This is a genomic window from Vandammella animalimorsus (assembly GCF_002285265.1).
Taxonomy (GTDB): Bacteria; Pseudomonadota; Gammaproteobacteria; order Burkholderiales; family Burkholderiaceae_C; genus Lampropedia.
Genome location: NZ_NSJB01000001.1, coordinates 671,545 through 684,146 on the forward strand (window position 1 = coordinate 671,545; position 12,602 = coordinate 684,146).

The 12,602-nt window shown below is 67.8% G+C and carries 12 protein-coding genes; 8 read left to right on the plus strand and 4 right to left on the minus strand.

The features are described 5' to 3' along the window. Positions 1-22: 22 nt before the first annotated feature. The 4 genes from kynU (at position 23) to CK625_RS02890 (ending at position 5,291) form a co-directional block, all read left to right on the plus strand. Entirely contained in the window at positions 23-1,357 is a 1,335-nt protein-coding gene (gene kynU, locus CK625_RS02875) for a kynureninase (protein ID WP_095538727.1), read from the plus strand. Between the two features lie 44 nt (positions 1,358-1,401). Then, positions 1,402-2,280 (plus strand): tryptophan 2,3-dioxygenase, encoded by an 879-nt coding sequence (kynA, locus tag CK625_RS02880; protein WP_095538728.1) that lies wholly within the window; start codon positions 1,402-1,404, stop codon positions 2,278-2,280. Positions 2,281-2,368: 88 nt separating this feature from the next. Next, entirely contained in the window at positions 2,369-3,691 is a 1,323-nt protein-coding gene (locus CK625_RS02885) for an MFS transporter (protein WP_095538729.1), read from the plus strand. Positions 3,692-3,809: 118 nt separating this feature from the next. Continuing rightward, positions 3,810-5,291 carry an HPP family protein gene (locus CK625_RS02890; RefSeq protein WP_095538730.1) on the plus strand — a complete coding sequence of 494 codons (1,482 nt, stop codon included), beginning with the start codon at positions 3,810-3,812 and terminating at the stop codon, positions 5,289-5,291. 13 nt (positions 5,292-5,304) lie between these two features. Here the strand turns inward: CK625_RS02890 and CK625_RS02895 are convergent, their stop codons facing one another. Next, positions 5,305-6,006: an RsiV family protein gene (locus CK625_RS02895; RefSeq protein ID WP_095538731.1), complete on the minus strand. Its 702-nt coding sequence runs from the start codon at positions 6,004-6,006 to the stop codon at positions 5,305-5,307. 299 nt (positions 6,007-6,305) lie between these two features. Here CK625_RS02895 and lysS point away from each other — a divergent pair, with 299 nt between their 5' ends. Continuing rightward, complete coding sequence (lysS, locus tag CK625_RS02900) at positions 6,306-7,874, plus strand: lysine--tRNA ligase (RefSeq protein WP_095538732.1); 1,569 nt, start codon at positions 6,306-6,308, stop codon at positions 7,872-7,874. A gap of 146 nt (positions 7,875-8,020) precedes the next feature. On the opposite strand, the gene upp is transcribed toward lysS, so the two are convergent. The 3 genes from upp to CK625_RS02915 form a co-directional block, all read right to left on the minus strand. Continuing rightward, positions 8,021-8,662, minus strand: coding sequence for a uracil phosphoribosyltransferase (upp, locus tag CK625_RS02905; protein WP_095538733.1), 642 nt, complete (start codon positions 8,660-8,662; stop codon positions 8,021-8,023). Between the two features lie 73 nt (positions 8,663-8,735). Beyond that, positions 8,736-9,746, minus strand: coding sequence for an inorganic phosphate transporter (locus CK625_RS02910; RefSeq protein WP_095539050.1), 1,011 nt, complete (start codon positions 9,744-9,746; stop codon positions 8,736-8,738). A gap of 97 nt (positions 9,747-9,843) precedes the next feature. Continuing rightward, entirely contained in the window at positions 9,844-10,494 is a 651-nt protein-coding gene (locus CK625_RS02915) for a DUF47 domain-containing protein (protein WP_095538734.1), read from the minus strand. Between the two features lie 477 nt (positions 10,495-10,971). Between CK625_RS02915 and CK625_RS02920 the strand changes: the two genes are divergently transcribed. The 3 genes from CK625_RS02920 to CK625_RS02930 are packed head-to-tail and all read left to right on the plus strand — an operon-like array spanning position 10,972 to position 12,596. Further along, the gene (locus CK625_RS02920; protein WP_095538735.1) at positions 10,972-11,334 is read left to right on the plus strand and encodes a roadblock/LC7 domain-containing protein; all 363 of its coding nucleotides are present in this window, start codon (positions 10,972-10,974) and stop codon (positions 11,332-11,334) included. Positions 11,335-11,352: 18 nt separating this feature from the next. Next, entirely contained in the window at positions 11,353-11,847 is a 495-nt protein-coding gene (locus CK625_RS02925; protein ID WP_095538736.1) for a PAS domain-containing protein, read from the plus strand. Then, entirely contained in the window at positions 11,844-12,596 is a 753-nt protein-coding gene (locus CK625_RS02930) for a phosphate/phosphite/phosphonate ABC transporter substrate-binding protein (RefSeq protein WP_095538737.1), read from the plus strand. The genes CK625_RS02925 and CK625_RS02930 overlap by 4 nt, the downstream gene beginning before the upstream one ends. The last annotated feature ends 6 nt before the right edge of the window (positions 12,597-12,602 follow it).

Consider the following 12,602-nt stretch of genomic DNA (forward strand, 5'->3'; position numbering starts at 1 on the left):
TCTGACCGACAACTCTCTTGCCATGAGCACACCCACCCGCATCACCCAAGCCGATTGCCGCGCGCTGGACGCGCAAGACCCGCTGGCGCCGCTGCGCGCGCACTTTCACCTGCCCGAGGGCCTGATCTACCTGGACGGCAACTCCCTGGGCGCGCAGCCCAAGGCCGCGCTGGCGCGCGCGCAGCAGGTCGTCGGCCAGGAGTGGGGCCAGCAGCTGATCCGCGCCTGGAACTCGGCCAGCTGGATCGACCTGCCCCAGCGCCTGGGCGCGCAGCTGGCGCCACTGATCGGCGCCGGCGCCGATGAGGTCGTGGTCACCGACACCACCTCCATCAACCTCTACAAGGTGCTGCACGCGGCGCTGCACATTGCCCGCAGCGAGCGCCCGCAGGCCAGGACCATCGTCTCCGAGCGCAGCAACTTCCCCACCGATCTGTACATCGCCCAGTCGCTGTGCCAGCAGCTGGGCTTTGAGCTGGCGCTGATCGAGCCCGACGAGCTGCCCGCCTGGCTGCAGCCCGAGCGCGCCGCCAGCGTGGCCGTGCTGATGCTCACGCACGTCAACTACCGCACCGGCGCCATGCACGACATGGCCGCCATCACCGCCGCCGCCCACGCCCAGGGCCTGCTGACCATCTGGGATCTGTGCCACAGCGCCGGGGCCGTGCCGGTGGATTTGAGCGGCAGCGGGGCCGATTTCGCCGTGGGCTGCAGCTACAAATACCTCAACGGCGGGCCGGGCGCGCCGGCCTTCGTCTGGGTCAGCCCGCGCCACGCCGACCGCTTCTGGCAGCCGCTGTCGGGCTGGTTCGGCCACGCCGCGCCGTTCCAGTTCGACCCGCAGTACCGCCCCGCCAGCGGCATTGCCCGCTACCTGTGCGGCACCCAGCCCATCGTCAGCCTGTCGCTGCTGCAATGCGGGCTGGACGTGTTCGACCAGGCCCAGGCGCTGGGCGGCATGGCCGCGCTGCGCAAGAAGTCGCTGGCCCTGACGGACTTGTTCATCGCCCTGGTCGAGCAGGAATGCGCCGGCCACGATCTGGGCCTGGCCACGCCGCGCGAGCACGCGCAGCGCGGCTCGCAGGTCAGCCTCACGCGCCCCTGGGGCGCCGGCGCCGATGGCCAGGACAGCGGCGCCTACGCCATCATGCAGGCACTGATCGCGCGCGGCGTGATCGGCGACTTCCGCGCCGGCGGCGGCCCCGGCAGCGCGCACCTGGACATCCTGCGCTTTGGCTTCACGCCGCTGTACGTCGGCTTCGAGGACGTCTGGCAGGCCGTGGCCCAGCTGCGCGAAGTGCTGGACTCGGGCCAGTGGCGCCAGCCGCGCTTCAACCAGCGCCAGGCCGTGACCTGAGCGCCTGTTCAAAGCCTCACATCACCCCACGAGCCACACACACCATGAGCACCGCCCACGACCCCCGCCAGCCCGCCGCGGCCCCGGCCAGCGCCGAGGCCATCGTCCGCCAGGAAGGCGCGCAGCTGGACTTCAGCCGCGACATGAGCTATGGCGACTACCTGCAGCTGGACACCATCCTCAGCGCGCAGCAGCCGCTCTCGCCCGAGCACGATGAGCTGCTGTTCATCATCCAGCACCAGACCAGCGAGTTGTGGATGAAGCTCATGCTGCACGAGCTGGGCGCGGCCATGCAGGACGTGGCCGCGCGCCAGCTGCCCAGCGCCTTCAAGAAACTGGCGCGCGCCTCGCGCATCATGGAGCAGCTCGTGGCCGCCTGGGACGTGCTCTCGACCATGACGCCGCCCGAGTACACCGCCATCCGCCCCTACCTGGGGCACTCCAGCGGCTTCCAGAGCTACCAGTACCGCTGCATCGAGTTCCGCCTGGGCAACAAGAACGCCGCCATGCTCGGCCCGCACGCGCACCGCCCCGACCTGCTGGCGCTGGTGCAGGCCGCCTACGAGGCGCCCTCGCTGTACGACCTGGCCTTGCAACTGCTGGCCGAGCAAGGCCTGGCCGTGCCGACCAGCCATTTGCAGCGCGACTGGCGCCAGCCCTACAGCGCCAACGCCCAGGTCGAGGCCGCCTGGCTGCAGGTCTACCGCAACCCGCAGCAGTACTGGGACCTGTACCAGCTGGGCGAGAAGCTCGTCGATCTGGAAGACGCCTTTCGCCTCTGGCGCTTTCGCCACGTCACCACCGTCGAGCGCGTCATCGGCTTTCGCCGCGGCACCGGCGGCACCGGCGGCGTGAGCTACCTGCGCAAGATGCTGGACGTGGTGCTGTTTCCCGAGCTGTGGAGCCTGCGCACCAGCCAGTGACGGGCGGCCCCACACAAGCCACAGCACCGCCACACCTGCACCGCCACAGCAGCAACGCCCGATTGCCCGCCCAAGTGCCCCGCCCGCCATGCCCGCCGCCACGCCGCCCTCTGCCCAGCCCGGCCCGCCCCAGCTGCCGCTGCGCAGCGCCTGGCTGATGCTGCTGACGCTCATTGGCGGCTTTGCCCTCAGCCAGGCCTATCGCACGCTGGCGGGCATTCTCTCCGTGCCGCTGACCGAGCACTTTCAGCTCAGCCCGCAGACCATGGGCCTGATTGCCGCCACCTTTCACTATGCCTTCGGCGGCATGCAGCTGCTCATGGGCATCGGCATCGACGTGTTCGGCATCCGCCGCACCATCTTGCTGGCCTTCCCGCTGACCATCGCCGGCGCTGCGCTCTCGGCCCTGGCCGGCTCGGCCGCGCAGCTGGTGCTGGGCCAGGCGCTGATCGGCATTGGCTGCGCACCGGCCTTTCTGGTCTGCACCGTGTTCATCGCGCGCTACTTCCCCGCGCAGCGCTTTGCCGCCATCTCCGGCCTGGCCCTGGGCATTGGCAGCCTGGGCATGATCTTCACCGGCACGCCGCTGGCCTGGCTGGTCGAGCGCTTTGGCTGGCAAACCGGCTTTGGCCTGCTGGCCGCCCTGAGCCTGCTGGCCTGGCTGCTGATTTACTGGCGCGTGTTCGAGCCCAGCGCCCCGGCCAACGATCCGACCAGCGCCAACGCCAACACCGACACCAACGACCGCCAGAGCGCGGCCAACGCCCCAGCAGCCCAGCGCGAATCGCCCTGGCAGGCCCTCAAGGGCTACGGCCTGCTGCTGCGCATGCCGCACACCGCCGGCATTCTGGCGCTGGTGTTCGTCGGCTACGCGGCCTTCATCGCGCTGCGCGGCCTGTGGCTGGCCCCCTACCTGGGCCAACGCTTCGGCCAGGATTTGATCTTCAGCGGCAACGTTGCGCTGGCGCTGTCGGTCATCTCGCTGTTCTCGCCCTCGCTGTTTGGCCGCCTCGACCCTGGCAGCAACCAGCGCCGGCGCTGGCTGCTGATGCGCCTGCCCTGGCTGATCGTGGCGCTTTTTTTGCTGCTGGCGGCCACGCAGCAGCTGTGGCTGGCCGTGGCCGCCATCCTGGCCATCGCCGTGCTGGGCGGCTACGGCGTGTGGCAATACGCCGACGTGCGCGCCGCCTACCCCAGCCACATGACGGGCCGGGCCATGGCCTTGTTCACCATGTCCATGTTCCTGGGCGTGGCCGTCATGCAAACCCTCACCGGCGCGGCCGCCGGCTGGGCCCTGGCGCACGGGCGCGAGCCCTTTTTCACCGTGTTTGCCTGCATCGCCCTGGTGATGGCCCTGGGCGTGGGCGCCTACGCCCTGCTGCCCAAGCCCGCCGCGCAATCGCAGGGCTGATGCACCGCACCGGCCGCTGGCAGAGCCTGCCTTGCGGCACAATCGCGGGCTTGCTCAGCGCCGCCACAGGCCCGGCAGCCGCCCTGCGCCGAGCACCCTGTTTGCGCCGCGCCCTGCCATGTCCACGCCCTCTTCCCTGACCCATCGCCTGCACCAACTGCTGCTCGACCTGCGCCCGGCCCCCACGGGCATTGCCCTCAAGGAGTGTTTGCGCATCATGGGCGGCTGCGCCCTCTCGGTGGGCATTGTCGCCACGCTGGCGCAGTGGCTGGCGCAAAGCCAGCTGGAGCTGTTCTGGCATGGCGCGACGCTGGCCTCCTCGGCGCTGCTGGTGTTCGCGCTGCCCTTCAGCCCCATGGCCCAGCCCTGGGCCGTGCTGATGGGCAGCCTGCTGTGCACGGCTGTGGGCATGGCCTGCTCCTGGCTGCTGGGGCACAACACCGTGCTGGCCGCCAGCCTGGCCGTGCCGCTGGCCATCGTGGCCATGATTTACCTGCGCGCCGTGCATCCGCCGGCCACCTCGCTGGCCTTGTACGCCGTGCTGCAGCACATCCAGGCGCCCAGCGTGCTGCTGTTTCCGATCGGCTTCAACCTGCTGCTGCTCATCGCCATTGCCATGGCCTACAACCACGCCACTGGGCGGCGCTATCCCCACCGGCAGATCAGCACTGCCGCGCCGGACGAAGCCAGCGCGCAGGGCAAGCAATTGCTGACCCAGACCGATGTGGACCAGGTGCTGGCGCGGCACAACGAGCTGCTGGCCATCAGCCGCAACGACCTGACGAAAATGCTGCAAAAAGCCAGCGGCGCAGCCTATGAGCGCACCTTTGGCGAGCTGCGCTGCGCCGACGTCATGACCACCCAGGTGCACAGCGTGCAGGCCGACATGGGCATCGAAGAATTCGAGGCCTACATGCGCCAGTACCGCCACCGCGAGCTGCCCGTGCTCGATGCCCAAGGGCACTTGCTGGGCACCGTCGGCCTGGCGCAATGGATGGACCTGCAAGACCAGCCGCCTGCCGCCCCAGCCGCCGCTGCCGACAGCGCCAGCCAGCCAGCCCAGGGCAGCCGCTGGCGCCAGTGGATGCGCCTGCCCTGGAAAGCCCTGGCCGCCCCGCCCGAGCCGCCAGCGGCCCAGCCCGCGCCCGCCGCGCCGCAGCGCGTGCGCGACATCATGGTGCCCTCGGTGGCCGTGGCCCACGGCGAGCAGCCCGTGCTGGAGCTGCTGGGCCTGCTGTGCCAGGGCGGGCTCTACCACCTGCCTGTGGTGGGCGAAAACCAGCGCCTGCTGGGCATCATCACCCAGACCGACGTACTGCGCGCCCTGAACCAGGCCCTGCCCGAGGCCTCCCCGCGCAGCGACGCCGCCGCAAGCGAGCCAGAAGCCCAAGGCCCGAGCCATGCAGACGAAGCCTCAGTCCCTTGCCTGCCAGCGCCAGCGCAACCCCAGGCCCAGGCCGACAGCGCCCCAGGCGATGCCCCCAATACGGCGGCCATCGCGCCAGCGCCTGCCGCCTCGTCAGAAGGTATTGCATCCAACCCTGCAGAAGCCAGCGCCAGTCCAGCCCCCTCCAGCAGCGCCCAAGCACGCAGCGATTGATCTTCGCCGCGCCTCACCGCAGCCACTGCCGCCGCAGGATCTTGCCCAGCCTGTCGATCGGCAGGCGCAGCTCCTGTGGCCCATCGGTGAAGGGCCCCAGCCCGTAGGGACTGTAGAGAAACACCAGCTCGCCGCCATCCTCGGAGAAGTGAAAGCAGGGACTGATGAAGGTGGCGAACTGCGCGCGCAGCTGCGCATAGTGCTGCGCCGGGCCGTCAAAGGCCGCCTGGCGCGCTTGCTCCAGCAAGGCCAGCAAGGCCGCTTGCTGGCCTGGCCGCAGCAGCCCCTGCACATCCAGGGCCTGGCCCTGGCCGTCGATCAGATAACTGCACTGCGCGTATTCCGGATGGGCCTTGCCTTCGAAGTAATGACCAGACTGCAGCTCAAATTGCTGCCAGCCACGGTAAGCGCCCAGGTAGCTGACCTCCAACGAGAGGCTGCTGTTGCCCGGCATGGCCTCGTCAAAGGCCGCCCAGATCGGCGCAAAGTCGCGCGGAATTCCATGTTCGTCGAGCCCGGCCTGGCGCAAGGCCGCCGCGCCCAGGTGCGCCTGCAATTGCCGGTTGATCTCGGCATTGATGCGGCGGTTGATGGCCGCCTGCGGCGTGGCCGCGTAGCGCAGTTGCAGCTGCGGGCAGGCCCGATCGCAATCGCGCAGCCGCGCCCGCAGCGCCGCTGGCGCCTGGCTCAGCGGCGGCGTGAACGTGGCCTGCATGCCGCCGCCCTGCCCCGGCCGCGTTGCGGGGCTGGCCTCAGCGGCCAGGGCTGCGCCGGCGCACAGCCAGGCGCAAACGCATAAGAGAGTTGCTCTGAACAAGGTTTTCTCCTTTTTCTTGTCAATCATGCGCGCAGCGCCCAAGCCTGCCCGCCACCGGGCGATGCACCGCATCGCGCTTGGCCATTCTGGCATGGGCCAGGGCAGTGACCTGCTGGGCCTGGCAGGCCGGTGCAAGCCGCCAACAGGTTCTAAAATGCGCGGTTTTTTGCAACTGCCCGCTACGCCGGGCCTTTGGCATGTCCGAGTCCACCCCCACCTCTTCGAGCCAAGCTCCGCACCAGGCCGATGCGGCCCCTGCGGTCGATGAAAACCAGCTGTTGGCCGAGCGCCGCGAAAAGCTGCAGCAGCTGCGCGAGGCCGCCCAGGCCAGCGGCGCGCCGGTCTTCCCCAACGATTTCCAGCCCAGCCACCGCGCCCAGCCGCTGCAGGACGCGCACGGCCTGCGCACGGCCGAGGAGCTTCAGGCCCAGGGCGAGCGCGTGCGCGTGGCCGGGCGCATGATGCTCAAGCGCGTCATGGGCAAGGCCAGCTTTGCCACCATCCAGGATGCCACGGGCCGCATCCAGCTCTACATCACACGCGATGGCGTGGGCGAGGAGCTCTACGCCCAGTTCAAGCGCTGGGATCTGGGCGACATCATTGCCGCCGAGGGGGCGCTGTTCAAGACCAAGACCGGCGAGCTGTCCATCCAGGCCGAGCAACTGCGCATGCTCACCAAAAGCCTGCGTCCCCTGCCGGACAAGTTCCACGGCGTGGCCGATCAGGAGCTCAAGTACCGCCAGCGTTATGTGGATCTCATCAGCGACGCCAGCACGCGCCAGCGCTTCGTGCAGCGCAGCCAGGCCATTGCCGGCATGCGCGCCTTCATGGTCGAGCACGGCTTTCTGGAGGTGGAAACGCCGATGCTGCATCCCATCCCCGGCGGGGCCAACGCGCGCCCTTTCGTGACGCACCACAACGCGCTGGAGCAGGACATGTTCCTGCGCATCGCCCCTGAGCTCTACCTCAAGCGCCTGATCGTCGGCGGGTTCGAGCGCGTGTTCGAGATCAACCGCAACTTCCGCAACGAAGGCATCTCGGTGCGCCACAACCCCGAGTTCACGATGATGGAGTTCTACGCCGCGTACTGGAACTACCGCGATCTGATGGACTTCACCGAGGCGCTGATCCGCCACACCGCCTTGCAGGCCACGGGCAGCCTGAAGCTGAGCTACCAGGGCCAGGCCGTGGATCTGGCCCAGCCCTTTGCGCGCATGACCATCCGCGAGGCCATCATGCAGCACTGCGAAGGCGGCAGCGCCGTGGACGATCGCCAGTGGCTGCTGCAGGCGCTGGCGCGCGCGGGCATCGACGCGCAGGAGCAGCAGCTCGAGCGCCGCAGCCTGGCCGGCCTGCAGGTGCTGCTGTTCGAGGAAGTGGTCGAGGCCAAGCTCTGGCAGCCCACTTTCATCATGGAACACCCCACGGAGATCTCACCGCTGGCGCGCGCCAACGACCAACGCCCGGAGGTGACCGAGCGCTTTGAGCTCTACATCACCGGGCGCGAAATGGCCAATGGCTTTTCCGAGCTCAACGACGCGCAGGATCAGGCCGCGCGCTTCAACGCCCAGGTGCAGGCCAAGGACAGCGGCGATGACGAGGCCATGTACTTCGACCACGACTTCATCCGCGCGCTGGAATACGGCATGCCGCCCGCGGGCGGCTGCGGCATCGGCATCGACCGGCTGATGATGCTGCTGACCGACAGCGCCAGCATCCGCGACGTGATCCTGTTTCCTGCCCTGCGCCACCGGCAGGAGGCCTGAAAGGCCCGAAACACCTGAAAGCCTGCCCTGCCATCGCGCCTGTGCCATCTGTGCAATGGCAGGCGCGCTGCATGTGTGCAGCAGCCCTGGCCTGGGTCAGTCGGCCACGCCGGGCGCAATGCGCCTCTGGCGTGGCCTGCGGGCGCTTACTTGGTGCCGAAGATGCGGTCGCCAGCGTCGCCCAGGCCGGGCAGGATGTAGCCGTGCTCGTTGAGCTCGCGGTCCAGCGCGGCGGTGTAGATGTGCACGTCCGGGTGGGCCTTTTGCAGCAGTTGCACCCCCTCGGGCGCGGCCAGCAGGCACAGGAACTTGATCGAGCGCGGCCCCAGCGACTTGACGCGATCGACGGCGGCCACCACCGAGTTGCCCGTGGCCAGCATGGGATCGACCAGGATGACGTCGCGCTCGGCCACTTCCGAGGGCATCTTGAAGTAGTACTCCACGGCCTGCAGCGTCTTGGGGTCACGGTACAGGCCGATGTGGCCCACGCGCGCGCCCGGCACCACGTCGAGCACGCCTTCGAGGATGCCGCCGCCGGCGCGCAGGATGGACACCAGCACCAGCTTCTTGCCGTCGATCATCGGCGCCTGCATGGTCTCCAGCGGGGTTTCGATCTGCACCATGTGCACCGGCATGTCGCGCGTGACCTCATAGGCCATGAGCGTGCTGAGCTCGTGCAGCAGGCGGCGAAAGCTGCTGGTGCTGGCGGTCTTGACGCGCATCAGCGTGAGTTTGTGCTGCACCAGCGGGTGATCGACGATGTGCAGCGTGTCGTGGTTGATGCTCATGGGGCAATCCTGATCGGTGGTTTCAAAGCGCCTGCGTGCAGAGCATGGCTCGCGGGCGGGCGCTTGATGGGTTTCAGTAAATCAGCAGGCTGAGCCAGTAGGCCAGCGCCGCCACCAGGGCGCTGGCGGGGATGGTGAAGATCCAGGCCCAGACGATGTTGCCGGCCACGCCCCAGCGCACGGCGCTGGCGCGCTGGGTGGAGCCCACGCCCACGATGGCGCCGGTGATGGTGTGCGTGGTGGAGACAGGTATGCCGATGATGGTGGCCAGAAACAGCGTCAGCGCGCCGCCGGTCTCGGCGCAAAAGCCGCCCACGGGCTTGAGCTTGGTGATCTTCTGGCCCATGGTCTTGACGATGCGCCAGCCGCCAAACATGGTGCCCAGCGCAATGGCCGCATAGCACGAGAGGATCACCCACAGCGGCGGGGCGCTGGCCTCCTGGCCCATGTAGCCGGTGCCGATCAGCAGCAGCCAGATGATGCCGATGGTCTTTTGCGCATCGTTGCCGCCGTGGCCCAGGCTGTAGGCCCCGGCCGAGACCAGTTGCAGGCGGCGAAACCACTTGTCCACATGGCCGGGCCGGGTGCGCCGAAACAGCCAGGCCACGGCCACCATCATCAGCGAGCCCAGCAGATAGCCCAGCAGCGGCGAGACGAAGATGAACAGCACCACCTTGGCCACGCCCAGCAACTCCAGCGCGCCAGGGCCGGACTTGGCGATGACCGCGCCGACGATGCCCCCAATCAGCGCGTGTGAGGAGCTGCTGGGGATGCCGTAGTACCAGGTCAGCAGATTCCAGCTGATGGCCCCCACCAGCGCGCCGAAGACCACGTGGGTGTCAACGAACTGCGGCGCGACGATGCCCTTGCCCACGGTGGCGGCCACGCTCAGGTGGAAGACGAAGATGGCGATGAAGTTGAAAAAGGCGGCAAACAGCACGGCCTGCGTGGGCTTGAGCACGCCTGTGGAGACCACGGTGGCAATCGAGTTGGCGGCATCGTGAAAGCCGTTCATGAAGTCGAACACCAGGGCCAAGACCACCAGCAAGACCACCACCCACAGGGCGGCCTGCGTCACTGCCATCACTTCCATCGTTCAATCCTGCAAAACGGGTTTAGGGGCATTGCCAAGGCCCGCGGCAGGCCAGCGGCCGCCGCGCGCCCCGGCCAGGGCTGTGTGCTCAGGAGTTCTCCAGCACGATGCCTTCGACGATGTTGGCCACGTCCTCGCAGCGATCGCTGATGGTCTCCAGCAATTCGTAGATGGCCTTGAGCTTGATGAGCTCGCGCACGTCGTAGAGCTCCTCGCGAAACAGCGCGCTCATGGCCGTGCGCAGCACACGGTCGGCATCGCTTTCGAGCTGGTCGATCTCCTCGCAGGTCTTCAGGGCCGCCTCGGCCACGCTGGCGTCGGCGATCTTGTCGAGCATGGCGATGGCGCTGTGCAGGCGCTCGCAGCAGCGCAGGTCCAGCTCGGCCAGGTTGCGCATGGCCGGCGTGAGCTTTTGCACGTCGTAGAGCACCAGCGCCTCGGCCACGTCCTGGATCAGGTCGGCCACATCGTCCAGCGCGTTGATCAGGCTGTGGATCTGCTCGCGGTCGATGGGGGTGATGAAGGTCTGGTGAATGGCCCTGTTGACCTGGTTGGTGATGGCATCGGCCTCGTGCTCGGCATCGTCGATGGCGCGGTTGTGGCGCTCGCGCGCGGCCGGGTCGCTGTAGTTGTCCACCAGCTCGATCAGCGCCTGGGCTGCGCGCATGACGTAGTCGGCGTGCTGGTTGAACAGCGCAAAAAAATTGCCCTCACGAGGCAACAGCTTCCCGAACAGCATGGCAACTCCCTTGAAAAACTGGTCTGGCCGTCATGGCGGAGCCAACCACCGGCACGCTGCCAGGCGGCTGGAAACATTGATACAAAATTGTAAACGAAGCCTTGCCGGGCACCTGCACTCAGCCTGTCTGGCATGCGGCACGCCCCCAGGCACAGGTCTTGTGGCATTGCCTTGCAGCGCCGGCAGCTTCACTCTGGCGATACTATCGCACAGCTTGGCTATCACAATTTCAAAAGCCCTGCAAGGCAGGGCACATAAGGCAAACGGATTATTCCTTTTTGTGCCGGTTTGTATTCAAATGTAGCAATCGCTGCCAGGGGTGCATTGCACACATCCGACGGCCCGGTGAGCGCCGCGTGATTCGTGCAGGGCATCCCTTGAGCCCATGGCCACCCGGCCAGCAGCGGCGCAGGGCGACTGCGCCGCTGCTGGCTGGTCTGGCGCCGGGCATTCAATCTGAAGAAGAAGGGACTGACCATGCGTACCGACATGCTCCAGCAGGTGCTGGAAGAACTCAAGGGCTCCTCGGCCGATGTGGAGGCTTCCGCGCTGATCTCCACCGACGGGCTGATGATTGCCTCCGCGCTGCCCAATGGCATGGACGAGGACCGCGTGGGCGCGATGTCTGCGGCGCTGCTCTCGCTGGGCGACCGCGCCGTGCGCGAGCTGGCGCGCGGCACGCTCGAGCGCGTGCTGCTGCAGGGCGATCGCGGCTACGTGATCATGAGCTCCTCGGGCACGGAGGCGGTGCTGACCGTGCTGGCCAAGCACAACGCCAAGCTCGGCCTGCTGTTTCTGGACATCAAGCGCGCAGCCGAAGCGCTGTCCAAGCTGGTTTGACGCAAGGAGGGCCGGCCAATGGCATTTCCCCCCATGCAGCCCGCTGCCGATGCGCAGCAAACGCATACGCTGCACTTTCATGACGGCAGCAGCCGCACCGTGCAGGTCAGCCAGCGCGAAATCCCCTACCCGGACGGGCGGCTGATCATCTCCCGCACCGACTTGCAGGGCATCATCACCCACGCCAACGAGGCCTTCGTCGAGCTCTCGGGCTACACGCGCGAGGAGCTCATCGGCCAGCCGCACTGCGTGCTGCGCCACCCGGACATGCCCCGCGCGGCCTTCAAGGATTTGTGGGACACCGTCGCCGCCGGCAAGAAGTGGCACGGCTACGTGAAGAACCTGCGCAAGGACGGCGCGCACTACTGGGTCTACGCCACGGCCGTGCCCAATGTGCGCAACGGCCAGATCGTGGGCTACACCTCGGTGCGCCGCAAGCCATCGCGCAAGAAGATTGCCGAGATGAGCGCCTTGTACCAGCAATGGCTGGCCGCCGAAGGGAGCGCGTCATGACACTGAATCTGCTGATCGCGCCCGATTTCGCCCCCGAGCGCTTTGCCGGCTGGCACATGCTCAACACCTTGCTGCAGAAGAAATCGGGCCTGCAGCTGCACCTGCTGACCCCGGCCTCGGCGGCCGAGCAGGCCGAGCTCATCGCCCAGGGCCAGGTGCACCTGGTCTATGCCAACCCGTTCGATGCCGCCTCGATGGTGCGCCAGGCCGGCTACCGCGCCATTGCGCGGCCCGTGGGCAAATCCGACGAAATGGTCATCGCCACCAGCGCCGGCTCGGCGCTGAACAGCGTGGAAGACCTGCAGCCCGGCGCGCGCATCGCGCTGACCGACAACAAGGACGTCAAGCTCATCGGCCTGCGCCTGCTCGAGCCTGCCGACCTGCTCGAGCCCGACGTGCAATGGCAGCTGGTGGACAACTACCAGGCCGCCGCGCGCCTGGCCATCAAGGGCGAGGTCGATGCCAGCTTCTTCCTGGCCGAGGCCTACCACTCGCTCTCGCGCCTGACGCGCTCGCAGCTCAAGCCGCTGATCGAAAGCAAGCTGGCCGACATCACCCATGTGCTGCTGGTGCAAGGCGGCATCGAGCCGGATGCGGCCCAGCGCATCAGCGCGGCGCTGCTGGATCTGAAAGGCACGCCCGATGGTCAGCCCGTGCTCGATGAACTGGGCATGGGCGGCGGCTTTGAAGCCATGAGCGAGGAAGATGCCGAGTTCATGATCGACTTGATGAACACCTTGCTGGACTGAAACGGC

Bases quoted from the DNA above. Each gene is read 5' to 3' on its own strand.
- CK625_RS02915 (WP_095538734.1), bottom strand. From the start codon at position 10,494: ATGCTGTTCGGGAAGCTGTTGCCTCGTGAGGGCAATTTTTTTGCGCTG.
- kynU (WP_095538727.1), top strand. From the start codon at position 23: ATGAGCACACCCACCCGCATCACCCAAGCCGATTGCCGCGCGCTGGAC.
- upp (WP_095538733.1), bottom strand. From the start codon at position 8,662: ATGAGCATCAACCACGACACGCTGCACATCGTCGATCACCCGCTGGTG.
- CK625_RS02920 (WP_095538735.1), top strand. From the start codon at position 10,972: ATGCGTACCGACATGCTCCAGCAGGTGCTGGAAGAACTCAAGGGCTCC.
- CK625_RS02885 (WP_095538729.1), top strand. From the start codon at position 2,369: ATGCCCGCCGCCACGCCGCCCTCTGCCCAGCCCGGCCCGCCCCAGCTG.
- CK625_RS02925 (WP_095538736.1), top strand. From the start codon at position 11,353: ATGGCATTTCCCCCCATGCAGCCCGCTGCCGATGCGCAGCAAACGCAT.
- CK625_RS02895 (WP_095538731.1), bottom strand. From the start codon at position 6,006: ATGCAGGCCACGTTCACGCCGCCGCTGAGCCAGGCGCCAGCGGCGCTG.
- lysS (WP_095538732.1), top strand. From the start codon at position 6,306: ATGTCCGAGTCCACCCCCACCTCTTCGAGCCAAGCTCCGCACCAGGCC.
- CK625_RS02910 (WP_095539050.1), bottom strand. From the start codon at position 9,746: ATGGCAGTGACGCAGGCCGCCCTGTGGGTGGTGGTCTTGCTGGTGGTC.
- CK625_RS02890 (WP_095538730.1), top strand. From the start codon at position 3,810: ATGTCCACGCCCTCTTCCCTGACCCATCGCCTGCACCAACTGCTGCTC.
- CK625_RS02930 (WP_095538737.1), top strand. From the start codon at position 11,844: ATGACACTGAATCTGCTGATCGCGCCCGATTTCGCCCCCGAGCGCTTT.
- kynA (WP_095538728.1), top strand. From the start codon at position 1,402: ATGAGCACCGCCCACGACCCCCGCCAGCCCGCCGCGGCCCCGGCCAGC.